22 protein-coding genes and 1 pseudogene are annotated in these 21,984 nt (G+C 71.4%); 5 read left to right on the forward strand and 18 right to left on the reverse strand.

Going from position 1 to position 21,984, the window contains the following annotated elements:
- Positions 1 to 55 precede the first annotated feature (55 nt).
- The 7 genes and pseudogenes from ABD352_RS36105 to ABD352_RS57815 form a co-directional block, all read right to left on the reverse strand.
- Positions 56 to 1,279 carry a glycoside hydrolase family 5 protein gene (locus tag ABD352_RS36105; protein WP_344617025.1) on the reverse strand — a complete coding sequence of 408 codons (1,224 nt, stop codon included), beginning with the start codon at positions 1,277 to 1,279 and terminating at the stop codon, positions 56 to 58.
- A 138-nt stretch (positions 1,280 to 1,417) separates the two neighbouring features.
- Positions 1,418 to 2,089, reverse strand: coding sequence for a response regulator (locus ABD352_RS36110; protein ID WP_344617026.1), 672 nt, complete (start codon positions 2,087 to 2,089; stop codon positions 1,418 to 1,420).
- Positions 2,086 to 3,105: a sensor histidine kinase gene (locus ABD352_RS36115; RefSeq protein WP_344617027.1), complete on the reverse strand. Its 1,020-nt coding sequence runs from the start codon at positions 3,103 to 3,105 to the stop codon at positions 2,086 to 2,088. Before ABD352_RS36115 ends, ABD352_RS36110 begins: the two co-directional genes overlap by 4 nt.
- A 5-nt stretch (positions 3,106 to 3,110) precedes the next feature.
- Positions 3,111 to 4,577 carry a hypothetical protein gene (locus tag ABD352_RS36120; protein WP_344617028.1) on the reverse strand — a complete coding sequence of 489 codons (1,467 nt, stop codon included), beginning with the start codon at positions 4,575 to 4,577 and terminating at the stop codon, positions 3,111 to 3,113.
- Positions 4,578 to 4,585: 8 nt separating this feature from the next.
- Positions 4,586 to 6,097, reverse strand: a complete 1,512-nt coding sequence (locus ABD352_RS36125; RefSeq protein ID WP_344617029.1) for a glycosyltransferase family 39 protein — start codon at positions 6,095 to 6,097, stop codon at positions 4,586 to 4,588.
- Positions 6,098 to 6,182: 85 nt separating this feature from the next.
- Positions 6,183 to 7,484, reverse strand: coding sequence for a glycosyltransferase (locus ABD352_RS36130; protein ID WP_344617030.1), 1,302 nt, complete (start codon positions 7,482 to 7,484; stop codon positions 6,183 to 6,185).
- Between the two features lie 13 nt (positions 7,485 to 7,497).
- Positions 7,498 to 7,935 (reverse strand): annotated as a pseudogene (locus ABD352_RS57815) (GtrA family protein); the annotation flags it as partial.
- 66 nt (positions 7,936 to 8,001) lie between these two features.
- On the opposite strand from ABD352_RS57815, the gene ABD352_RS36135 reads away from it, so the two are divergent.
- Genes ABD352_RS36135 through ABD352_RS36150 form a run of 4 tightly spaced genes read left to right on the forward strand, consistent with a single transcriptional unit; the run spans position 8,002 to position 12,291 of the window.
- A complete protein-coding gene (locus tag ABD352_RS36135; protein ID WP_344617031.1) occupies positions 8,002 to 8,649 on the forward strand; it encodes a response regulator in 648 nt (215 codons plus the stop codon).
- Positions 8,646 to 9,524, forward strand: coding sequence for a sensor histidine kinase (locus ABD352_RS36140; RefSeq protein WP_344617032.1), 879 nt, complete (start codon positions 8,646 to 8,648; stop codon positions 9,522 to 9,524). The genes ABD352_RS36135 and ABD352_RS36140 overlap by 4 nt, the downstream gene beginning before the upstream one ends.
- A 35-nt stretch (positions 9,525 to 9,559) precedes the next feature.
- Positions 9,560 to 11,140, forward strand: coding sequence for an FAD-dependent oxidoreductase (locus ABD352_RS36145; RefSeq protein ID WP_344617033.1), 1,581 nt, complete (start codon positions 9,560 to 9,562; stop codon positions 11,138 to 11,140).
- A complete protein-coding gene (locus tag ABD352_RS36150; protein WP_344617034.1) occupies positions 11,137 to 12,291 on the forward strand; it encodes a cytochrome P450 in 1,155 nt (384 codons plus the stop codon). The genes ABD352_RS36145 and ABD352_RS36150 overlap by 4 nt, the downstream gene beginning before the upstream one ends.
- Here the strand turns inward: ABD352_RS36150 and ABD352_RS36155 are convergent.
- Positions 12,272 to 12,949 carry a response regulator gene (locus tag ABD352_RS36155; protein ID WP_344617035.1) on the reverse strand — a complete coding sequence of 226 codons (678 nt, stop codon included), beginning with the start codon at positions 12,947 to 12,949 and terminating at the stop codon, positions 12,272 to 12,274. The two genes, ABD352_RS36150 and ABD352_RS36155, sit on opposite strands and share 20 nt — an antisense overlap.
- Before the next feature lie 79 nt (positions 12,950 to 13,028).
- Complete coding sequence (locus tag ABD352_RS36160; protein WP_344617036.1) at positions 13,029 to 14,081, reverse strand: sensor histidine kinase; 1,053 nt, start codon at positions 14,079 to 14,081, stop codon at positions 13,029 to 13,031.
- Positions 14,082 to 14,213: 132 nt separating this feature from the next.
- Between ABD352_RS36160 and ABD352_RS36165 the strand changes: the two genes are divergently transcribed.
- Positions 14,214 to 15,452: a hypothetical protein gene (locus tag ABD352_RS36165; RefSeq protein ID WP_344617037.1), complete on the forward strand. Its 1,239-nt coding sequence runs from the start codon at positions 14,214 to 14,216 to the stop codon at positions 15,450 to 15,452.
- A gap of 61 nt (positions 15,453 to 15,513) precedes the next feature.
- On the opposite strand, the gene ABD352_RS36170 is transcribed toward ABD352_RS36165, so the two are convergent.
- The 9 genes from ABD352_RS36170 to pgsA all read right to left on the reverse strand — a co-directional run bounded on the left by ABD352_RS36170 (position 15,514) and on the right by pgsA (position 21,873).
- Complete coding sequence (locus ABD352_RS36170; protein WP_344617038.1) at positions 15,514 to 15,921, reverse strand: PIN domain-containing protein; 408 nt, start codon at positions 15,919 to 15,921, stop codon at positions 15,514 to 15,516.
- Complete coding sequence (locus ABD352_RS36175; protein ID WP_344617039.1) at positions 15,918 to 16,160, reverse strand: hypothetical protein; 243 nt, start codon at positions 16,158 to 16,160, stop codon at positions 15,918 to 15,920. The genes ABD352_RS36170 and ABD352_RS36175 overlap by 4 nt, the downstream gene beginning before the upstream one ends.
- Positions 16,161 to 16,290: 130 nt before the next feature.
- Positions 16,291 to 17,046, reverse strand: a complete 756-nt coding sequence (locus ABD352_RS36180) for a YebC/PmpR family DNA-binding transcriptional regulator (RefSeq protein ID WP_344617040.1) — start codon at positions 17,044 to 17,046, stop codon at positions 16,291 to 16,293.
- Positions 17,047 to 17,048: 2 nt separating this feature from the next.
- A complete protein-coding gene (pdxT, locus tag ABD352_RS36185) occupies positions 17,049 to 17,672 on the reverse strand; it encodes a pyridoxal 5'-phosphate synthase glutaminase subunit PdxT (protein WP_344617041.1) in 624 nt (207 codons plus the stop codon).
- On the reverse strand, positions 17,669 to 18,568 hold the full coding sequence (gene pdxS / locus ABD352_RS36190) for a pyridoxal 5'-phosphate synthase lyase subunit PdxS (RefSeq protein WP_344617042.1): 900 nt from the start codon (positions 18,566 to 18,568) through the stop codon (positions 17,669 to 17,671). Before pdxS ends, pdxT begins: the two co-directional genes overlap by 4 nt.
- A gap of 98 nt (positions 18,569 to 18,666) precedes the next feature.
- Positions 18,667 to 19,182 (reverse strand): hypothetical protein, encoded by a 516-nt coding sequence (locus ABD352_RS36195; protein ID WP_344617043.1) that lies wholly within the window; start codon positions 19,180 to 19,182, stop codon positions 18,667 to 18,669.
- Positions 19,183 to 19,192: 10 nt separating this feature from the next.
- Positions 19,193 to 20,305, reverse strand: a complete 1,113-nt coding sequence (locus ABD352_RS36200) for a glycosyltransferase family 4 protein (RefSeq protein WP_344617044.1) — start codon at positions 20,303 to 20,305, stop codon at positions 19,193 to 19,195.
- Between the two features lie 12 nt (positions 20,306 to 20,317).
- Entirely contained in the window at positions 20,318 to 21,235 is a 918-nt protein-coding gene (locus tag ABD352_RS36205; protein ID WP_344617045.1) for a phosphatidylinositol mannoside acyltransferase, read from the reverse strand.
- Complete coding sequence (gene pgsA / locus ABD352_RS36210; protein WP_344617046.1) at positions 21,232 to 21,873, reverse strand: phosphatidylinositol phosphate synthase; 642 nt, start codon at positions 21,871 to 21,873, stop codon at positions 21,232 to 21,234. The genes ABD352_RS36205 and pgsA overlap by 4 nt, the downstream gene beginning before the upstream one ends.
- Positions 21,874 to 21,984 lie beyond the last annotated feature (111 nt).

Consider the following 21,984-nt stretch of genomic DNA (forward strand, 5'->3'; position numbering starts at 1 on the left):
CCTCCGCAGCGATATCGCGAGCGGAGGGAGGGCCGTGCTTCGGACGCCGCCGGAGTTACCGGGCGGCGGCCGCCAGGGGCGCCTGGTAGGTCTTGAGCAGCGCCGCCTTGTCGGCGTCGACCGTCTTCCAGTCGTCCTTCAGGACCCCGCCGGTGTCACCGGAGTTCGGGTTCCAGGACCAGTACGTGTAGCTGAGCCCGTTGTCCTTCATGTAGGCGACGAGGTTTCGCTGCCAGATGCCCTCCAGGTCCTTGTTGCCCTGGGCGTCCTTCTCGGCGACGGAGCGGCCGCCGAACTCGCCGACCAGCACCGGAGCGGTGTTGCTCTTCACCAGGTAGCCGAACTGCTTGTCCCACAGGGCCGGCATGTTCGCCGGGAACGACGGGTCGTTGAACCACTGCTGGGACCAGACCTTCGGGCTGTAGTCGTGCGCGGAGTACACCAGCTTCGTCTGGTCCGACAGCTTGACCGGGTGCGCCTTGGCGCCCTGCAGGTTGCCGCCCCACCAGTAGCCGTCGCTCTGGCCGTCGGCCTTCTTGTAGTTCTCGATGCCCTCGACCACGATCAGCCAGTTGGGGTTGACCTTGAGGATCGCGTCGCCGGCCCGCTGCGCGGCGGCCTGCCAGTCGGTCTTGGCGTTGCCGTCGCCCCAGGTGGCCTCGCCGTGGGGCTCGTTGTGCAGGTCGGCGCCGACCACGAGCGGGTTGTCCTTGTACTGCTTGGCGAGCATCACCCAGTCGGAGATCCAGCGGTCCTCGGACACCTTTTCGGTGTACCAGAGGTTGCTCTGGCCGGACGCGTCCGGGCGGTGCCGGTCGAGGATGACCATCATGCCGCGCTTGGTGGCGCCCTCGACGACCTTGTCCATGATCTGGTGGCCGGTCAGGCCCTTCAGGCCCGGGTTGAGGGCGTAGTCGACGCCGTTGGGCTTGGAGGCCGCGTCGAAGAGCTCGTTGCTGTACGGCAGGCGCATCGAGTTGAAGCCCTGGCCGACCATCTGGTCGAGCATCTCGTCGAGGTTGCGCGACCACAGCCCGTGCGGCGCGAACGTGTTGGTCTCCAGACCGAACCAGTTGACGCCGGTGAACGTCACGGTCTCGCCGCGGGCGTCCACGATCCGGCTGCCCTCGGCATGCAGCGGCATCTGCAGCCGCTGCGTGGAGTCCGACATCGCGGGGTGGACCTTCTTCTCGTGGTGCAGCAGCAGCGGCAGCGTTGCCACGGCAGCGACGGCGAGCGCGACCAGTGCGGAAATCCAGTAAAGGCGCGTGCGACCCATAGAGCTGACCTGTCCTCACGTTTGACGGCGGGGCAGGTCAATACGCTACGGATTACGGGAATATCCAGTCAGCGTACAAATGCCGGATTTGCGTCTCTACCAAATGTAGGAGATTCGGCGCTCCTTCGAGGATCGGTCTCAATGGTCGGTGGGGACGCTCTCCCACTCCGCGGCGCGCACGACGGCCTCGAGCTTCGAGCGGGCGCCCATCTTGCTCAGCAGGTGGCGCACGTGGCTGCGGACCGTGGTGTAGCTGATGCTCAGCTCGCGCGCGATGTCCCGGTTGTCCCGGCCCTCCGCCATCAGGCCGAGGATCTGCCGCTCGCGGGGCGTGAGGGTATCAAGCCGCTGGGCGTGCTCCTGCGACCGCCGGGCCTCTTCCCGACGCCGGGACAACAGCTTGGCCAGCTGGCGGGCCGGCACCAGGATCTCGCCGTCCACGGCTCGGCGCACCGCCTCGGCGACGTCCGCCCCGCCGGCGCTCTTGACGAGGTACCCGGCCGCCCCGGCCTCCAGGGCGGTGAGGATGACCTGGTCGCTCTGGTCGGCGCTGAGGAAGACGACGGCGATGTCCGGCTGGTGCGTCCGCAGCGCCGCCACCGCCTCGGCCCCGGTGCCGTCGGGCAGCCAGAAGTCGCACAGCACCACGTCGAGCCGCTCGACGTCGGCGAGATGTTCGACCTCGCCGACCGAGCCGGCCAGCGCCACCACGCGCAGCTCCGGGTGCTCGTTGAGCAGGGCGGCCAGCCCTTCCGCGACAACCTGGTGGTCCTCGACGATCAGCACGCGGTACGGCGGACGACCACTCACGGGGATGCTCCTTTGGACTCGAGGTCGGCGCCGCGCGGCACCCAGAACGTGACGGTGGTGCCGAGGCCGGGCCCGCTGCTGATCCGGAACCACCCGCCGGCCAGCTCCGCCCGCTCCCGCATGAGCAGCAGCCCGAGGTGGCCCGGGTCGGTGTGCAGGTCCGCCGCGCCAGCCCCGTCGTCGACCACCCGGACCAGGTAGCCGCCCTCCTGCTCGCCGAGGGTCACCGTGCACCGGTCGGCGCCGGCGTGCTTGCCGACGTTGGCCACCGCCTCCTGCAGCATCCGGAACAGCAGCAGCCGCGTCGGCAGCGCCGGCTCCGCGGTGAGCCGGTCCTCGACCGTCACCTGCAGGTCGTGCTGCTCGGCGAGGTCGTCGAGCAGGTCCCCGGTGGCGGCGGCGAGCCCGTCGTCGGACAGCCGGGGCGGGCGGAAGTCGAAGATGAGCCGGCGCAGCCGGGTCGCCGCCTGGACCAGCGACTCCTCCAGCCGGTCCAGGATTTCGAGGTCGGCCGGCTCCCTCAGCCGCCGGCGCAGGTGCTGCAGGCGCAGGGTGGCGGCGGTGATGACCTGCAGGCTGTCGTCGTGCACGCCGGCCGCGATGCGGGCCCGCTCCCGCTCCTGGGTGAGGATCAGGTCGTCGAGCAGCTCGCCCTGCTCGTGCCCGGTCAGCGTGAGCCGGGCGATGCGCTGCTCCAGGCCGGCCTGGCCGCGCCCGGGCCGGCTCTGGTCGTCCACGGCCAGCACCAGCAGGCCGCTGGGATCGCCCTCCAGGGTGCGGGCGCGCACTTCCACGGCCAGCTCCCGCCCGCCGGGCAGGCGGACCGTCGCGGCCACGGGGTGCTCGACGGAGAACGCCGGGTCGCCGGCGAAGAGCTCGGCGACCCGGCGTCCCACGAGGTCTGCGGTCGTGCGCTGGAACAGCGCCTCGGCCGCGCTGCTGGTCAGGCGCACCACCCCGGCGGCGTCGAGCACGATCAACGCCTCCGGAGCGGCACGGAAGGCCTGCCAGTACACCAGCGTCAGTTCTCCAGATCCTTGGGCACGACGTACGGCTTGGCCGGCGGGATGTCGACCGGGCCGCCGGACTTGTCGACCTTGAAGTTGACCGTCGCGGTCGCGTCGCTGCGCTGGCCGTGCAGCTCGAACACCACCGTGTCCTCGGTGTTGCCCGGGATCGTGTACTGCCCGACGGCTCGGGCGGTGCCCTTCGCGTCCACCCGGAACGCGGCCACCAGCTGCGGCGTTGCCCCCTTGGCCGTCCTGACGGTCACGTGCACGGCCTCGTTCGGGGCGAACTGGGTGGCGTAGAAGTTCACCATGGTGCCGGGCAGGCCGCCGTAGGCATTGGTGCGCGCCTGCGGGGTGAACGGCAGGATGGTGAAGCCGGTGGAGACCGCGGCCCGGCTCTGCTCGCCGGTGAACACGAGCGACTGGGCCCCCTTGAGCTGGAACGGCATGATCAGGCCGGCGCCCTTGAACGTGCCGGCGTCGTCGGTGGCGATGGCCATGACGGGCTGCCCGCCGGCCGCGTTGAGCCGCACCAGGACCCGCTCGGACGGGGCGAAGCCGGAGCCCGAGAAGGTGATCTTCTGGGTCGCCTTCACCGCGTACGGCGCCAGCTTGATCGACGGGTACAGCCGCAGCACCTGGAACGGCGCGCTGGCCGCCGCCCCACTCGTCTTGCCCACAACTACCAGACTGGTCGTCCCGACGGCTGTAACCCCAACTCTGATCGGCGTCTTACCCACTGCGCCACCCTCGTCGGCCTTGAGGGTGAGGTTCGGGTCGCCGTTGATCCGCCCCCAGTAGACGTTGAGCTGCTCACCCGGGGAGAAGCCCTTCACCGTCAGGTTGACCGTGTCGCCGGGCTTGCCGACCACCGAGGACAGCGTCGCCTGCCCGGCCCCCTGGGCCACCGAGGCGTCGGCCTTGGCCACCTTGTCGCTGCCGCGCGCCTGGGCGGTCACCTCCTGCACGGGCACGGTCATCTTGTTCGGCATGGTGAAGTTCGCGGTGAACACGCCCCACTTCTTGGCCTTCGCCGTGGCCACCATGTGCGGCTTGGCGTCGGGGCCCGCGCTCTTCGCCGGTTTCTGGCCCGGCTGCGACGACGGCCCGAGGTACACGTCGACCACGGAACCCTGATCGAAGCCGGAACCCTGGACAGTGACGCCGCCGCCCAGCCGCACCAGGCCCGGATTCAGGGTGATCATCGGCGACCCGCCACCCTGCACCATGACGCCGTTGAGGTCGATCGTGGGCGGCGGCGGAGCTTTCGTCTCCACCTCCGTCGGCGTCTCGTCCCCGCCGTGGCCCAGCCCCGGCGCGCTGATCCCCAGCGCCGGCAGCAGCGATCGGCCCACCAGCACCATCAGCAGCGCCGCGGCGCCGGCCAGCAGGACTCGCTTTCCCGACAGCTTGACCTTGCCCCGCTTCCGCCGCCCTTTGCCGCGCGGGATCGCGGGTCGATGCTTGAGCGATTGCATCAGGACTCCTACGACGTATTGCCGATCTTCACGATTGACAGCGAGACGTCGCCCCGGGTGGCCTGCCAGACGGTCTGGCCGTGCTGGTCGATCGCCTCGATGATCCAGGTCTCGCCGCCGCGCTGGAGGGCGTCGCGCATCTTGTTCGACATCACGACGTAGTCCACGTTCTCCCAGCTGGAATGGAAGACCTTGTCCCGCACGTCCGGGTCGGACGTGGCCTTGTAGTGCGGGTGCGCGTTCTTGTACGCCGGCTTGGCGTCATGCAGCGACACCCAGATGTCGTCGTCGATGATGAGCCTGGCGTTCGGCGAGATGTTGTGCCGAATCCAGGCCACCTGCTCTTCCTGCAGCCGCGTGAGCGGCAACCGGTACGCGTCGCTGAACTCCAGTTCGCCCTTCGCGTTGTACTTGACCAGGAACCCGCCCGGCATCACCAGCACCGGCACCAGCAGGCAGGCGACGAGCACCGCCGCGCCGGCCTGTTTGGTGCGCCGGGTGAGCCAGCCGAAGAACATGCCCAGGTTCAGCGCGAAGAGCGGCACCATCGGCGCGATGTAGAAGTCCAGCAGGGCGCTGCGGCTCAGGTAGAACGCGTAGCCGAGCGTCATCAGCCCGCAGGCCAGCATCGGCGTGCGCAGCCGTTTGTTGCGCCGGCCGGAGATGAGCACCAGCACGGTCGCCGCCGCCCCGGCGATGAGCAGATAGCGATCCTTGAACAGCCAGCTCTGCTGCAGCAGGTACGTGAACGACAGGCCGTTGGAGCTGTTGGAGTTGCGGTGCATCTGCCACCAGATGGTGTTCAGCAGCGACACGTGGCCCTTGAGCTGGTTGTTGTCCGGGCTGAACTGGAAGCCCTCCGGGAACAGCTCGTTCTTGATCTGCGCGAACAGCAGGTAGGTGCTCACCGGCACGATCACCGCGAACCACCAGAAGCTGACCCCGAAACGCCGGTTGTTCTGCTCCTTGATCGTCTTGTGCAGCAGGTACGCGCACCCCGGCAGCAGGAAGACCGCGTTCTCCTTGGTCACCAGGGCCAGGCCGAAGCAGAAGCCGGCGCCCATCGCCGTGACGATCCGCCCGTCGCGGCGGGCCAGCAGGTACAGCCCGAGCAGGATCCAGAACATCATGAGGTTGTCCAGCAGGACCTGGCGCTGGTAGTACACCCCGAGCGGGCTCAGGTTGAACACGAAGGTGGCCAGGAACGCCGCCGGCTTGGAGCCCGTGAAGCGCCGGACGATCTCGAACATCAGCAGGACCGACGCCAGGTGGACGATGAGCATGAGCACCCGGCCGGTGTTGAGGGCGTTGCCGAACGCGGAGAACCCGCCCGGCAGGATGCCGACCCAGCCGGCGATGGCCAGCCAGCCCATCGGGGCATGGTCGTAGAAGTATGTGTACGGGGAGAGCTTGCCCTCCTTCAGCACCGCCCAGGCCTGCTCCATGTAGATGCCCTCGTCGGTGAGGTACAGCGGGTACCGGAACATGTTCCAGCCGTGGCTGACCAGCCCGATGAGCATGCACAGGGCGATGAGCGCCTTCGGCGCCTTGTCCGGCCTGCCCGCGGTACCGGATGCGGGCCTTGGCCTTGGTTTGGTAAGGGTGTCAGCCGACATTGGTCAGCTCCGAAACCTCGGTGCGGTGGGCGCCGACGTGGGCCGTCTTCTCCCAGTTGGTCGCGCCCTTGAGCTGGCGGTACAGCGCCCGCGCGGCCGCGTAGGAGAGCACCATCTGGTACGGGAACCAGGTGAGCGCCATCTTGAGCACCGTCCCCGGCCGCGCCTTGAGCCCGTGCGCGGCAGTGAACTCGTACAGCCCGACCACGGACATGACGAAGTGCGCGCCGAGCAGCAGGACCGGCAACCAGGACAGCATCGCCACCGGCACCGGCACGCTGAGCACGAAGGCGCTCAGCAGCGCGACCGGCAGGTAGAAGCCCAGCATCGCCTGGACGTGCGGGAACGCGAGCGTGTACCAGGCCAGGAAGCGCTGCCGCCGGTTGGGCATCAGCTTCCAGGTCCCTTTGCCGAGGGTCTGCATGAAGCCCTGGCACCACCGGGTGCGCTGCTTGATGAAGCTCTGCAGCGTCGGCGGGGTCTCCTCCTTGGTCACGTACCGGTCGTCATAGACCACCCGGACCCTCTCCCCCATGCTGGACACCCGCAGGCCGATGTCGGCGTCCTCGGTGAGGTTGGACTCGTCCCAGCCGCCGAGCCGCTCGATGAGCTCGCGCTTGAAGAAGACCGTGTTGCCGCCGAGGGTGATCGCGCCGTTCTTGGCGTGGTAGTGCAGCCGGCTGCGAAACCAGAAGAAGTACTCCAGCACGTTGAACGTCGAGTACCAGTTGGAGTCGAAGTTCATCAGCTGCACGCCTGCCTGCACGACGCCGACGTCATCGGAGAGCATGATGGTGTTGACAATGTCGAACAGCTCGCGCTGGACCTCGTCCTCGGCGTCGAAGATGGCCACGACGTCGTTGGTGGCGTGGCGCAGTGCCGTGTTCAGGCCGTGCGGCTTGTTGATCGGCCCGTCGTCGAACACGACCACGTCCACGTTGGTCCTCCCGACCGCGCGCAGCGCGTCGACCTGTGCCCGGGCCCGCTCGATGGTGCCGACGTCGTCGGCCGAGCAGACCACCAGGATCTGCACGAGATGGGGCGGGTAGTCAGCGGACGCGGCGCGGGCGATGGTGTGCTGGATGACCTCCTCTTCGTGCCGTGCCGGGAGGATGGCGGTGAAGGAAATTTCCGGCGTAGCACGTTGATCGGGGACGCGTGCCTTGGCGTCCGCTTCCGGCTGATCCCACGTGTAGATCATCAGATACAGGGCGTGGGCTGCCTGCACCGTCAGCACCAGCGAGACCAGGGTGAGCACGGCCAACACCATCTGCTCCATCGGTGCGTTCACTCCAAATCCACTTCGAGCTGACGGCGAAGTTGACCCCGAATCCGGCCGCGATGCCGACCAGGTTGGCGGGGAGGTAGTGCATGCCGAGAGCGACCAGCAGCTGGACCACGATGACGTTGACCGGCATCGCGGCCAAGCCGGCGAGACTGAAGTACGCGAACCGCTGCAGCGACAGGCGGCGGCGCCGGAAGGTCCACACTTCATGCAGGACGTAGTTGGATATGAGGGCGAGCTCGACCGCCGCCACGGTGGCCGGCAGCAGCGCGAGCCCGAGCAGCCCGTGCAGCACGAGCAGGGCGGCGTTGTTGACGACGACACCGCTGACTCCCACCAGGGAGAACCGGCTCAGCCGGTGCAAGTAGGGCGTCACGCTCACAACCGTGCCGACGGGCGGCCCCCCGGCACATCCCGCCGCGGTTCTGCCGGGCCGGCAACCTTCGGTCTCCCCCATTCGGCGTAGTTCGGTTGGCTCCGCCGCTTGCGGTATTGGCGGCCGTTGCGGGGTATACGGCGCCCGATGAGTATCAGGATCTTGATAGCCGACGACCACGCGATGGTCCGCGAGGGGCTGCGCAGCTTCCTGTCGCTCAGCGGCGACCTGGAGACGGTGGGCGCAGCGGCCGACGGGCGGGAGGCCGTGGCGCTGACCCACGAGCTGCGCCCCGACATCGTGCTGATGGACCTGCTCATGCCGGTCCTCGACGGGATCAGCGCGATCGCGGTGATCCGCCGCGAGCTGCCCAGCGTCGAGGTGGTGGCGCTGAGCGGGTACCTCGAGCCGCAGCTGATCGCCGACGCCCTGCACGCCGGAGCGGTCGGCTACCTACTCAAGGACACCGACGCCGAGGAGCTGCACCGGGCCGTGCGGGCCGCGGCCGCGGGCCAGGTCCAGCTCTCCCCGGCGGTGGCCGCCCGGCTGGTCCGCGACGTGCACGTGCCGACCACCCCGCCGCAGCTGACCCGCCGCGAGGAGGAGGTCCTCACGCTGCTGGCCCGCGGCCGGGCCAACGGCCAGATCGCCCGGGAGCTGCACATCGCGCCGCAGACGGTCAAGACGCACGTGAGCAACATCCTGCAGAAGCTCAACGCCGAGAGTCGCACCCAGGCCGCGCTCTACGCGATGCGGGTCGGCCTGGTCCCCGTACACGCGGCGGCCCCTTCATGACCGCCGTGTTCGTGCTCGACGCCCGCGGGTTCGTCCTGACCGGCTCCGGCCCGGAGGACCTGGTGGATCGCGTGGTCGCCCTCGAGGCGATGGCGACCGGGCGGGCGGTGTGCACCGAACGCACGACCTACCTGCCGGTGGCGGGCGGGCTCCTGGCCGTCGGCGGGCGGCGGGCGCCGCGGCCGGACGGCCTGGCCCCGTTCGTGCCGCTGGCCGAGCTCCTGCTGGCCTCGGCGGCGGAGCCGGCCCGGCTGGCCCGGGACCTGCACGACTCGGTGGTGCAGACGCTGTACGGCATCAGCCTCGGCGCCGGCACCGCGGCCGAGCTGCTGCACGGCAACCCGGCGCACGCCGAGGCGTCGCTGGCCTGGATCAAGGAGACCGCCGCGGCCGGCCTGACCGACCTGCGCGGGATCATCCTGCGGCTGCGCCCGGAGACCCTCGTCGGCGCGGGCCTCGCGACCGCGCTCAAGGGCCTGTTCGAGACGCTGCGCAACGCCCCCGGGAACAACGCCGCGCCCGCGGACGGCGCCGCACCGGGCAGCGACACCGGGTGGGGCCTGCAGCTGGACGCCGACCCGTCGGTCAGCCCGCAGGTCGAGGAGGCGCTGTACCGCATCGCGCTGGAGGCCCTGGCCAACGCCGCCCGGCACGCCGAGGCCTCGCAGGTGACCGTGCGGCTGGCCGGCGACGACGCCCACGTCGTGCTCGAGGTGATCGACGACGGCGTCGGGTTCGCCCCGGACGGGCCGCACCCGGGCCGCCTCGGGGTGCGCTCGATGCGCGAGCGGGCCACCCTGCTCGGCGGCACCCTCGACATCCGCAGCGCTCCCGGCATGGGCACCGTGGTCCGCGCGGCCCTTCCCATCGGGTGAGGGGTGCCCGGCCCGGCGCCGGGCACCGTGGATGCATGCACGTGGTTGTCGACCTCACCAAATGCCAGGGGTACGCCCAGTGCGCCTTTCTGGCCCCGTCCGCCTTCCAGCTCCAGGGCGACGAGGCCCTCGTCTACGACCCCGAGCCCGGTGAGGAGCAGCACGAGCGGGTCCGCCGCGCGGCCGCCGCCTGCCCGGTGCAGGCGATCCAGATCGACCGGCTGGCCAGCCAGGACATGCCGCCGGTGCGCGTCGCGGACGGCGCCTCCCGGGTCGTCGTCGTCGGCGCGTCGCTGGCCGGGCTGCGGGCCGCCGAGGCGCTGCGCGAGGAGGGGTACACGGGCACGCTGACCCTCGTCGACGACGAGCTGTGCGGGCCCTACGACCGGCCGCCGCTGTCCAAGCAGGCGCTCAGCGGCCGGATCCGGCCCGACGCCACCGGGCTGCCCCGCCGGCCCGACCTCGACGCCCAGTGGCGCCTCGGGGTGCGCGCCATCGGGCTCGACCTCCCGCTGCGCCGGGTGCAGCTCGGCGACGGCACCTCCGTGCCGTTCGACCGGCTGCTCATCGCCACCGGCGTGCGGTCCAGGCCCTGGCCCGATCCCGTCGAGGCGGCCCTGGACGGGATGTTCGTGCTGCGGACCCGCGACGACGCGGTACGGCTGCAGCAGCGCCTGATGCCCGGAGGGGAGTCCCCGCGGCCGGGCCGGGTGCTGGTGGTCGGGGCCGGGTTCACCGGCTGCGAGGTCGCCTCGACGTGCCGCCAGCTGGGCCTGGACGTCACCCTCGCCGAGGCCGCGGCCACGCCCCTGGCCGGCGCGCTCGGCGGCCTGGTCGGGGGAATCGCCGCCGACATCCACCGCGAGCACGGCGTCGACCTGCGCTGCGGGGTGACCGTCGAGCGGATCGACGGCGACGGCACGCGGGTGCGCCGCGCCCACCTCTCCGACGGCACCGCCCTCGACGTCGACGTGGTGGTCGCCGCGCTCGGCGGCATCCGCAACGTCGAGTGGCTGGAGGGCTCGGGCCTGGCCGTCGGCCCGTGGGGCGTGGCCTGCGACGCCGGCTGCCGCGTGTTCGACGTCAACGGCGTGGTGACCGACGACATCTTCGTGGCCGGCGACGTGGCCCGGGCGCCCAACGCCATGTTCGGCTACCAGTTCCTGGCCCTCGAGCACTGGGGCAACGCGGTCCGCCAGGCCGAGGTGGCCGCGCACAACATCGTCAGCGACGAGTCGGACCGCTGGCCGCACCTGCACATGCCGCAGTTCTGGTCGCTGCAGTTCGGGACGAACATCAAGTCCGTGGGGGTACCGACCTTCGCCGACGAGGTCGTGGTGGCCCAGGGCTCGGTGGCCGAGCGCCGGTTCGTGGCCGTGTACGGGTACAAGGGGCGCGTCACCGGGGCGGTCGCCTTCAACCAGGCCAAGTGGCTGCCGTTCTACCAGCGCCTGATCGAGCAGGCGGCGCCGTTCCCGCCGTCGTTCCCCGCCGTCGACCGCCCCGACGACATCCTGCCCGCGCCGGCCGACGTGCCCTCCCGCACGCTGCTGGCCCGGGACGCCACCGTGGTGGTCACCGGCCACCGCCCGACCACCGTGCGGAGCGCGCTATGACCACTGCCGTCGGGTCCGTCTTCAGCGCGATCCTGGATCCCGTCAACCGCCACGACCCCTATCCGCTGTACACCTCCTTGCGCCGGACCCCCGTCCTGCCCGCGCCGGACGGGTCCTATGTGGTCTCCACGTTCTCCTCGGTCGCGGCCCTGCTGCACGACCCGCGGGTCAGCTCCCTCACCGACGCGCCGGACCTGCTGGGGCTGCCGCCCTCGTTCCTGAAGCTGGACCCACCCTCGCACGACCGGCTGCGGCGGCTGGCGACCCGGCCGTTCGGCCCGCCGCACTCCCCGCACCGGGTGGCCGACATGGAGCCGTGGCTGGCCTCGCTGGCCGCGGAGCTCATCGGCGAGTTCCCGCCGTCCACAGTGGACCTGGTCGACCAGTTCGCCTACCCGCTGCCGGTGCGCGTCATCTGCGGGCTGCTCGGCGTGCCGCTGCAGGACGAGCCGCGCTTCCGGGCCTGGATCGACGAGGCGCTGAACCGCGTCGAACCGGAACGGCAGGCGCTGGGGGATCTCGCGGAGTACCTCGGCGACCTCGTCGACCGCCGCATCGACGACCCGGGCGAGGACATGCTCTCGGCGCTGGCCACCGACAACGGCCCCGACGGCCGGATGACCCGCGCCGAGCTGGTCAGCACCGCCGTGCTGCTGCTCATCGCCGGCCACGAGACGACGGTGAACCTCATCGCCAACAGCTGCCTGGTCCTGCTGCGCCAGCCGCTGTGGCTGGAGCGCCTGATGGCCGAGCCGGGCCTGATCGTGCCCTTCGTCGAGGAGGTGCTGCGCTACGACCCGCCGGTGCAGATGCTGCGCTGGCGGACCGCGCTGGCCGACATCCCGATCGCCGGCACCACCATCCCGCAGGGCGCCCCGATCACCCTCGTCCTGGCCGCCGGCAACCGCGACCCGGAGCAGTTCGCCGACCCGGACCGCTTCGACCCGGGCCGCCGCCCGGCCCAGCACCTCGCCTTCGGCGACGGCATCCACTACTGCTTCGGCGCCCCGCTGGCCCGCCTGGAGGCCCAGCTGGCGGTGTCCGCCCTCGCCCCGGTGCTCATGCGCGCCCGCTTGCTGGAGGACCCGCCGGTGTACCGCACCAGCGCCGTCCTGCGCGGGCCGCGCCACCTCAGGGTTGCCCTGGACTGAACCCTGACCCGGCGCGGACCAGGCCGGACTCGTAGGCGTACACCACCGCCTGGACCCGGTCGCGCAGCCCGAGCTTCATGAGCACCCGGGCCACGTGCGTCTTCACGGTGGCCTCGCCGAGCGTGAGGGCGGCGGCGATCTCGGCGTTGGACTGCCCGCGGGCCATCAGCCGCAGCACGTCGGCCTCCCGCCCGGTCAGCTCGGCCAGCGCGGCCGGCGGGCGCGGCCCCGGCTGCCCGGCGAACGCGGCGATGACCCGGGTGGTCACCGCCGGATCGAGCAGCGCCTCGCCGGAGGCGACCACCCGGATCGCGCTGAGCAGGTGCTCGGGCGAGGAGACCTTGAGCAGGAACCCGCTCGCCCCGGCCCGCAGCGCGTTGTACAGGTTCTCATCGGTGTCGAAGGTCGTCAGCACGACGATCCGCGGCGGCGACGGCGTGGCCAGGAGGGCCCGGGTCGCCGCCAGCCCGTCCTGGCGGGGCATCGCGATGTCCATGAGCACCACGTCGGGCCGCAGCCGCCGGGCCAGCGCCACCGCCTCGACCCCGTCCCCGGCCTCCCCGACGACGGCCATGTCAGGCTCGGTCTCGATCACCATCCGCAGGCCGGCCCGCACCATCTTCTGGTCGTCCGCGACGACCACCTTGATCGGGCTCATGCCGCGCCTCTCCGGCCGTCCGCGCCTCTCCGGCCGTCCGCGCCTCTCCGGTCGTCCGCGACGACCGCCTTGATCGGGCTCATGCCGCCACCGGCAGTCGTGCGTGGACCGCGAACCCGCCGCCGGCCCGCGGCCCGGCCGTCAGGTCCCCGCCGAACAGCGCGGCCCGTTCCCGCATCCCGATCAGCCCCTGCCCGGTCCCGGCCGCCGGTCCACCCGCGCGCCCGCCGTCGTCGGCGACGGTGAGGTGGACGCCGTCGGGGGCGTAGCGCACGCCGACGGTCACGGCCGTCGGCCCCGCGTGCTTGAGCACGTTGGTCAGGGCTTCCTGCACGATGCGGTACGCCGAGAGGTCCGCCGCCGGCGCCAGCGCCACGGGCTCGCCCTCCCGCCGCAGGGTGACCGTCAGCCCGGCCTCCCGCATCTGCGCGAGCAGGTCGTCGAGCCGCTCCAGCCCGACCGGCGGATCGGCCGCGCCCTCCCCGCGCAGGAGCCCGAGCGTGCGCCGCAGTTCCCCGACCGCGTCCCGCCCGGACGCCTCGATGCTGCGCAGCAGCTCCCCGTCCACGGGCAGCCCCGCGTCGAGCCGCCGCCGTACCACGCCCGCCTGGATGACCATGACGGTGACGCTGTGCGCCACCATGTCGTGCAGCTCGCGGGCGATCCGTCCGCGCTCGTCCAGCACCGCCTCCCGGGCGCGCCGGTCGTCGGCCCGGCGTTGCTGTGCCGCCAAGGCCACCCCCAATCCCCAGGGCGCCACCGGGAAGAAGAACGCGCCCATCGGATCGTCGGGGGCGACGCTCCAGAACGTGACAGCGGTACCGAGGACGAGCCCCAGCCCGACCCACTTCCTCCACCCGGACGGGTGCATCCGCCCGGCGGTGAACGCGAAGATGATCATCGCGGCGAGCTGCCACAGCCGGTAGGTCACGACCCCGCCCGGGTACAGCAGCGGATTGGCGTGCACGCAACTGGCCGCGAGCCCGACCAGCGGCGCCCGGCGGCGCAGCGCGACAAGCACGGCGAAGACGGCGAGCGCGAACGGCCACCAGGCCCCCGGCATCCGCACGACGGCCTCTTCGGTCAGCGCGAACGCGACGAAGCCGGCCGTCACCGCCAGGTCAACCCGCATGTCAGTGAAGGTACGGCCCGACGGGTGCGGCGGAACCCATCCGCCGGATGACCGACTCTCCCCCACGCGACGGACCCCGGTTGGCCCGCGCGAGGGGCGACCCCCCGCCCGCGCGCCCCTACCGTCCACGCCATGCGCTACCTGTTGATCTTGGCCTCGCTGGCCCTGCTCGCCGCGACGGCGGCCGACCCCGCCCTCGGCGACGCGTCCCAGGGCTTCGGCATCTACCGCCAGCACCCGGAGGCTCTGCAGTGGCACGCGGTGCTGCTGCACTACGCCTGGGCGTTGTTCGTCCCCGGGCTGCTCGCCCTGCTGGCCCCGATCCGCCGCCGCGGCGCGGTGCTGGCCCGCACGGCTTGGCTGGCCATCGTCGTGGGCCTGTCCACCTTCGCCGCCCTGATGTCCGCCGACCTGTGGCTGCTGGCCATGGAGCAGCTCCTCCCGGACGACGCGGTCCGCCGCGCCAACGAGGCCTTCGAGTCCATGGCGTGGGCCCGGTGGGGCTGGCAGGTCCCCGGCCTGCTCGGCTGGGCGCTGTCGCTGATCCTGGCCCCGCTGGCCGCGGCCCGGGCGCGGGTCATCGACTGGTGGACGGCCGGGGCCGCGCTGCTCGGCACGGCCCTGTACTTCGTCTTCGCCATCTCCGCCCTGCCCCTGTCCCTGATCGGCCCCGCGGTGATGGTGGCCGCCTACACGAGGGCCGCCCTGCGCCTGCGCCGCCCGCCCGCCGAGGAGCCGGACTCCTTCGGCGCCTTCACGTCCGCCGCCGGCCGGGCCTGCCTGGTCCTGGCCCCGGTGCTCTTCGCCGCCGGCCTGGCCACGGTCCCGAACTTCAGCCCGAGCCTGTCCGGCAGCCTGTCCCACCCGACCCTGGCCCAGGCCAGCGCCCTGCTGCTGCACCTGTCCTGGCTGGCGTTCATTCCGGCAGTACTGCACCTGTCCCGCACCGCCCCGACCTGGTCCCGCGCCCTGTCCGTGACGGTGGTGGTGGCCCTGCTGAACTTCTCCGCGCTGATGGTCGGCGACTACACGTCGATCGCCGCCGCGACGACCCTCGACCCGTCCACCGCCACCCGCATCGACGACCGGATGGGCACCTACGCCCTGTTCACCTTCAGCTGGATCGTGCCGGGCATGGCCCTCACGCTGCTGGGCCTGATCGCGGTGGCCGTCGCGGCCGCGATCACCGGCCGGGCGAGGTGGTGGACCCCGGCGCTGACCGCGGCGGGCATTGCCGCCTTCCTGATCCTGGGCGTGGGCCCGCTGAGCCTGCTGAGCCCCGTCCTGCTGCTGTGCGCCCTGGCCCCGCTGGCCCGCCGCCCGCATCCTTCCCCCACGCCGGCACCGACGCCGGCCCCCGCCCACTCTTGACCGACCGCCCCTGACCGACCAGCGCGCCCCCGCGACAGACGGGGGCGCGGCTTGGTCGTCGCTATACGGGCCCGGCGCTGATCCTGCGCTGGCGCAGTTCGGGCACGAACCGGGCCACCGTTTCGTAGTCGTGGTCCTCGTGCAGCACCTCGAGCTTCAGCCGAATCGCCGTCGCCGCGACGACGAGATCGGCCACCGAGAGCCCTTGATAGGCGCTCGGCTCGACCAGCTCGTGGCGGATGGCGTCCACGAGCGGCCAGATGTCGTCCGGGACAGAAGCCCACGGATACAGCCCGCAAATCCTGCTTTCGACGGCGAGATAGCTTTCGCTGTCGGCGATGGCCATCGTTTCGGCAAGCGTCGGTTCGCAGACGGCGATAAGCCCTCGCTCGACGAGATCGTCCCATTCTGCGGGAGCCTGCTCCCGCTGCAGCCGGACGAGAGCGCTGGTGTCCGCCAGATATCTCACTCGTCCACCTCGTCGAGCGCCGCGTAGTTGAACCGGCCCTCGCGGGACATCCTTCGAAGATCTTCGAGTGCCTGTCTTCGCTCGAGGCGCTTCTGCTCGACGAGGAGTCTGAGCCCCTCATTGATGGCCTGGTTCGGCCATGCGTCGCCGAGCTGCCGCTGCGCCTCTGCGAGCAGCTCTGGGTCGATCTCCGGTTCCGCCGCCGGGTGGGCGGCTATTTCGGTCATGGTCATGGTCACCTCCCCTCCATGTAGAGTAATGGCCAGAAGGCCATGTTTCCACCCCACCTCCTGTTTCTCAGGATACGGAGCCATAACGACGAGTGGCGCCGCCCGCCGTAGCGGGGGCGCCACTCGGGCAGCGGTTGAATCAGGCCTCGACCAGGGCCATGACCTCGTCGGAGACGTCGAAGTTGGCGTAGACGTTCTGGACGTCGTCGCAGTCCTCCAGGGCGTCGATGACCTTGAAGATCTTGCGGGCGCCCTCCTCGTCCAGGGGGACGGTGACGCTCGGGACGAAGGAGGACTCCGCCGACTCGTAGTCGATGCCGGCGTCCTGCAGGGCGGTGCGGACCGGGACGAGGTCGGAGGCCTCGGAGATGATCTCGAAGGCCTCGCCCAGGTCGTTGACCTCCTCGGCGCCGGCGTCCAGCACCGCGAGGAGGAGGTCGTCCTCGGTCAGGTCGCCCGCCTTGGGGACGATGACCACACCCTTGCGGGTGAACATGTACGACACGCTGCCCGCGTCGGCCAGCGAGCCGCCGTTGCGGGTCAGGGCGACGCGCACCTCGGTCGAGGCCCGGTTGCGGTTGTCCGTCAGGCACTCGATCAGGATGGCGACGCCGTTCGGGCCGTAGCCCTCGTACATCGCGGTCTGCCAGTCGGCGCCGCCGCCGATCAGGCCGGAGCCGCGCTTCACGGCGTTGTTGATGTTGTCGTTGGGGACCGAGTTCTTCTTGGCCTTCTGAATGGCGTCGAAGAGCGTGGGGTTGCCGGCGGGGTCACCACCGCCGGTGCGCGCGGCCACCTCGACGTTCTTGATCAGGCGGGCGAAGAGCTTCCCACGCTTGGCGTCGATGACCGCCTTCTTGTGCTTGGTGGTCGCCCATTTTGAGTGCCCCGACATGCCTAACCCTCCGTCGTCTTACCCGCCTCGCGCGCCATCTCCACGAAGTACCGATGGACGCGTAGGTCGCCGGTGAGCTCGGGATGGAAGGCGGTAGCGAGCAGGTGCCGCTGCCGAACCGCGACAATCCTACCGGCGGCAGGCCCGTTGTTCACGCGGCCCAGTACCTCAACGGAATCCTCAACCGACTCTACCCAGGGCGCGCGGATAAAGACCGCATGGAACGGGCCACCGTCAATGCCCGAAATGTCCACGGTCCCCTCGAACGAGTCGACCTGGCGGCCGAACGCATTGCGGCGGACCGTCATGTCGATCCCGCCGAAGGGCACCTGGTCGGCACGGCCGTCCAGGATCGTGGAGGCGAGCATGATCATGCCCGCGCACGAGCCGTAGACGGGCATGCCGCCGGCGATCCGCTTGCGGATCGGCTCCAGCAGGCCGAACTCGACCGCCAGCTTGCTCATCGTGGTGGACTCGCCACCCGGGATGATGAGGGCGTCGACCGAGTCGAGCTCGTCGACCCGGCGCACGGGGCGGCCGACCGCGTCGAGCTCGGCCACCGCGTGCAGGTGTTCGCGGGTATCGCCCTGCAGGGCGAGCACGCCAATGATCACGGAGGCGGTCACCAGCCCCGCTCGGCGAGGCGGTGCGGCTGCGGGATCTCGTCGACGTTGATGCCGACCATGGCCTCACCCAGGCCGCGGGAGACCTTGGCCAGGACGTCCGGGTCGTCGTGGAAGGTGGTGGCCTTGACGATCGCGGCGGCGCGCTGCTGCGGGTTGCCCGACTTGAAGATGCCCGAGCCGACGAAGACGCCCTCGGCGCCGAGCTGCATCATCATCGCCGCGTCGGCCGGGGTGGCGATGCCGCCCGCGGTGAACAGCACGACCGGCAGCTTGCCCGTCTCGGCGACCTCCTTGACCAGCTCGTACGGCGCCTGGAGCTCCTTGGCCGCGACGAACAGCTCGTCCTCGGGCAGCGAGGTGAGCCGGCGGATCTCGCCGCGGATCTTGCGCATGTGGGTGGTGGCGTTGGAGACGTCGCCGGTGCCGGCCTCGCCCTTGGAGCGGATCATGGCGGCGCCCTCGTTGATCCGGCGCAGCGCCTCGCCGAGGTTGGTCGCGCCGCAGACGAAGGGCACGGTGAACGCCCACTTGTCGATGTGGTTGGCGTAGTCGGCCGGCGTGAGCACCTCGGACTCGTCGACGTAGTCGACGCCGAGCGCCTGCAGGACCTGCGCCTCGACGAAGTGCCCGATGCGGGCCTTGGCCATGACCGGGATCGAGACGGCGGCGATGATGCCGTCGATCATGTCCGGGTCGCTCATGCGGGACACGCCGCCCTGGGCCCGGATGTCGGCGGGGACCCGCTCGAGCGCCATGACGGCGACGGCACCAGCGTCCTCCGCGATCTTGGCCTGCTCGGGCGTGACGACGTCCATGATGACGCCGCCCTTGAGCATTTCGGCCATGCCGCGCTTGACGCGGGCCGTGCCGGTGACCGGCGAACTGGGTGAGGACACGACGACGCACTCCTAACAGGAAAAGCTGGATTCACCCGCAAGTTTACGCTTCCGTCATCCCCCGTCCCGACGGCCAATGGCAAGCTCGCGGCCCACGCTCAGGTCAGCGACGGGTCATCCACGTCGAAATAGGCAGGTACGGGGTGTTTCCGGGCGAGCCGGAAGAGCCGGACGATCGGCCGGCGGCGCACGGCCAGCGCGTCGCGGACCACGTCGTTGTGCACCTGCCGGGCCAGCGCCACCCGGCGGCTGACCCCGACCAGCGATTCGGCCACCTCGCCGGGCACCGCCACGAAGCCGTCGCCGCCGAGGCCGTCGCCGCCCAGGCCGTCGTCGGGCCGGACCAGGCGCAGGTGCCTGGTGAGGTCGTTCTCGGCCACCTCGCGGTCGTCCGGCTGGGCGTCCAGGGCGATCTTGGCCGCGTACATGAGCGTCGGCAGCTGGGCCGACTCCGCCAGGGCCACCGCGGCGGCGGCCCGGCGCACCAGGTGGGCGTCCAGGGTGGCGTAGGCGGCCGAGGCCCGCGCGTGCAGCCGGTCGACCCGGGCCGCGAGCCACGTCAGGTAGGTGGCCACGACGACCACCAGGGCCACCACGGCGATCACCCACCACATGCGGCGCAGCCTACGGGACGGACTCCTGCACGGTCGCTCCGGCAACCTCGATTGCCGTCGCGTAGACCTCCAGCACCCGCTCGGCGACGACCGGCCAGTCGTAGGCGGCCACCACCTCGGTCCCCCGGGCGGCCAGCGCGGCCCGGCGGGCGGGGTCGTCGAGCAGCTGCGCGGCCGTGCCGGCCAGGGCGTCGGCGTCGCCGACCGGGAACAGCGCCCCGGCCGTCCCGCCGTCGAGCACCCGGCGGAACGCGTCCAGCTCGCTGGCCAGCACCGCGGTGCCGGCCGCCATGGCCTCGGTGAGGATCATGCCGAACGACTCGCCGCCGGTGTTCGGCGCCACGTAGAGGTCGACGCTGCGCAGCATGCGCGCCTTGTCCTCCTCCGACACCTTGCCCAGGAAGACCACGTTGTCCGAGAGGTCCGGCAGGGGCTCCCCCGGACCGGCCACGAGCAACCGCAGGCCCGGACGCGAGGCACGCAACGACTCGAAGGCGCTCAGGAGGTACCGAAACCCCTTCCGCGGCTCGGTGAAGCGCCCGATGAACCCGAGCGCCCCGCCCTCGCCCGGCCAGCCGGGAAGCGGCTCCGCGTCGCGATACTTCGACGCCTGCACCCCGTTGGGAATCTCCCACGCGCTGCCGCCGAGGTGCTCGACCTGCACCTTGCGGGCCAGCTCGCTGACCGCGATCCGCCCGGTGATCTTCTCCAGCACCAGCTGCAGCACGCCCTGGGCGGCGGCGAGGGCCCGCGAGCGGGTCATCGCGGTGTGGAAGGTGGCCACCACCGGCCCGCGGGCCGAGAGCACGGCGAGCATCGACAGGCTCGGGATGAGCGGCTCGTGCACGTGCAGCACGTCGAACTGGCCGGCGGCCAGCCAGCGCCGGACCCGGGTGGCCGAGATCAGGCCGAACGACACGCGGGCGACCGAGCCGTTGTACGGCACCGGCACCGTCCGCCCGGCCGGCACGACGTACGGCAGGGTCATGCCCTCATCGTCGCCGGGGGCCAGGACGCTGACGTGGTGGCCGAGGGCGATGAGCGTCTCGGCGAGGTCGCGGACGTGGTTCTGCACCCCACCGGGCACGTCGAAGGAGTACGGGCAGACGATTCCGATGCGCATCGCCACCCCCTCCTACGCCGCCGCGGGCACGGCCGGCTCGTCGAGCCAGAACCGCTGGAGCATGTGCCAGTCCTCCGGATGCCGCGCGATGCCCACGGCAAACAAGTCCGCGACACGCTGGGTGACGATCCGCATCCGGGCGTCGAGGGAGCCCTCGTCCGGGGCCGGCATCTCGACCGGGCCGTGGAGGTGCCCGGCCGCCGCGTCGGGCTCGAACCACATGTTCACGACGTAGAGCGGCGCGCCGGTGCGCAGGGCGAGCAGCGCCGGCCCGGCCGGCATCCGGGTCCGGCCGCCGAAGAACTCGACGTCCACCCCGCGCGGGGTGAGGTCGCGGTCGGCCAGCAGCGGAACCACCGACCCGGCCCGGACCCGCTCCTCGAGCACGTCGAAGGTCGGCCGCTCCCCGCCGGTCAGCGGGAGGATCTCCATGCCGAGGGAGCGGCGGAAGGCCAGGAACTTGAGGTACACGCTCTCGGGCTTGAGCCGCTCGGCGACGGTGGTGATCGGCCAGCCGTTGGCGGCGACCCACGCCCCGGCGGCGTCCCAGTTGCCGGCGTGCGGCAGCGCGATCACGGAGCCGATCCCGGCCGCCACGTTCTGCCCGAGCAGCTCGCCGCGCTCGAGCCGGAAGCCGCGCAGGATCTGCTCCTTGGAGCGCCCGGGGAGCCGGAAGGCCTCCAGGTAGTACCGCGAGTAGGAGCGCAGGGCCCGGTGCAGCAGATCCGCGAACTGCGCGTCCGGCATGTCGGGGCCGACCACCCGCCGCAGGTTCGCGGCCAGGGTCGCGGTGCCCTTCCCCGGTTTCCCGCGGCGGTACCGCCCGGAGCCGCTCGCCGCCGCGGCCGCGAACAGCGGCCAGGTCACCCCGCGGGGCAGCTTGGGCAGCAGGTTGAAGGCCGCGCCGTAGCCGAGCTCGACCAGGCTCACCGGGCGTCGACCTGTTCGGAGGGCCGCCCGGACGCGTGGGCCTGCCGGTACACGGTGCCGATGCGCTGGGCGATCGTCACGATCGACAGGGCAGCCAGCAGCCACATGACCGACTCCAGGCCGTACGGCACGCCGAACTTCCACAGCAGCCCGCCGATGCCGATGCCGATCAGCCGCTCGGCCCGCTCGATGATGCCGACGTTGCAGGTGAAGCCCAGGCCTTCGGCGCGCGCCTTGACGTAGGAGACCACCTGCCCGGTGATCAGGCACAGCAGCGCGGCCGCGACGGGGCGCAGCTCGTGCCCGGAGGCGTAGTAGTAGGCCACGGAGGCGAAGATGGCGCCGTCGGCGATGCGGTCCATCGAGGAGTCCAGCAGCGCGCCGAACTTGTTGGTGATGCCGCGCTGGCGGGCCATCGAACCGTCGATGAGGTCCGTGAAGCAGCTCAGGGTGATGATGACGAGGGCGGCGAAGAGGTAGCCGCGGGTGGCGAAACCGAACGCGCCGACGAGCACGCCGACGGTGCCGGCGACCGTGACCACATTCGGGGTCACCCCGGCCCGCAGGAGCGCGGCGGCAACGGGGTCCACTATGCGGGCCACTCCGGCCCGGCTGACTACGCTGAGGATCTTCGCCATGGCGCTCTCACGATAACCGGGGCGGAGCTTGCCGGATACCGGCGCGTGGGACTGCTCACGATGCTTGAGTAAACCGGAGCGGTTCGGGTCGGACGGCACTTGTGTCGGTGA

The sequence above is a fragment of the Dactylosporangium salmoneum genome (assembly GCF_039532525.1).
Taxonomy (GTDB): Bacteria; Actinomycetota; Actinomycetes; order Mycobacteriales; family Micromonosporaceae; genus Dactylosporangium; species Dactylosporangium salmoneum.

Excerpts from the sequence above, each read along its gene's own strand:
- ABD352_RS36105 (WP_344617025.1), bottom strand. The coding sequence starts at position 1,279 with ATGGGTCGCACGCGCCTTTACTGGATTTCCGCACTGGTCGCGCTCGCC.
- ABD352_RS36120 (WP_344617028.1), bottom strand. The coding sequence starts at position 4,577 with ATGCAATCGCTCAAGCATCGACCCGCGATCCCGCGCGGCAAAGGGCGG.
- ABD352_RS36125 (WP_344617029.1), bottom strand. The coding sequence starts at position 6,097 with ATGCTCATCGGGCTGGTCAGCCACGGCTGGAACATGTTCCGGTACCCG.
- ABD352_RS36135 (WP_344617031.1), top strand. The coding sequence starts at position 8,002 with ATGAGTATCAGGATCTTGATAGCCGACGACCACGCGATGGTCCGCGAG.
- ABD352_RS36140 (WP_344617032.1), top strand. The coding sequence starts at position 8,646 with ATGACCGCCGTGTTCGTGCTCGACGCCCGCGGGTTCGTCCTGACCGGC.
- ABD352_RS36145 (WP_344617033.1), top strand. The coding sequence starts at position 9,560 with ATGCACGTGGTTGTCGACCTCACCAAATGCCAGGGGTACGCCCAGTGC.
- ABD352_RS36150 (WP_344617034.1), top strand. The coding sequence starts at position 11,137 with ATGACCACTGCCGTCGGGTCCGTCTTCAGCGCGATCCTGGATCCCGTC.
- ABD352_RS36155 (WP_344617035.1), bottom strand. The coding sequence starts at position 12,949 with ATGAGCCCGATCAAGGTGGTCGTCGCGGACGACCAGAAGATGGTGCGG.
- ABD352_RS36160 (WP_344617036.1), bottom strand. The coding sequence starts at position 14,081 with ATGCGGGTTGACCTGGCGGTGACGGCCGGCTTCGTCGCGTTCGCGCTG.
- ABD352_RS36165 (WP_344617037.1), top strand. The coding sequence starts at position 14,214 with ATGCGCTACCTGTTGATCTTGGCCTCGCTGGCCCTGCTCGCCGCGACG.
- ABD352_RS36180 (WP_344617040.1), bottom strand. The coding sequence starts at position 17,046 with ATGTCGGGGCACTCAAAATGGGCGACCACCAAGCACAAGAAGGCGGTC.
- ABD352_RS36195 (WP_344617043.1), bottom strand. The coding sequence starts at position 19,182 with ATGTGGTGGGTGATCGCCGTGGTGGCCCTGGTGGTCGTCGTGGCCACC.
- ABD352_RS36200 (WP_344617044.1), bottom strand. The coding sequence starts at position 20,305 with ATGCGCATCGGAATCGTCTGCCCGTACTCCTTCGACGTGCCCGGTGGG.
- pgsA (WP_344617046.1), bottom strand. The coding sequence starts at position 21,873 with ATGGCGAAGATCCTCAGCGTAGTCAGCCGGGCCGGAGTGGCCCGCATA.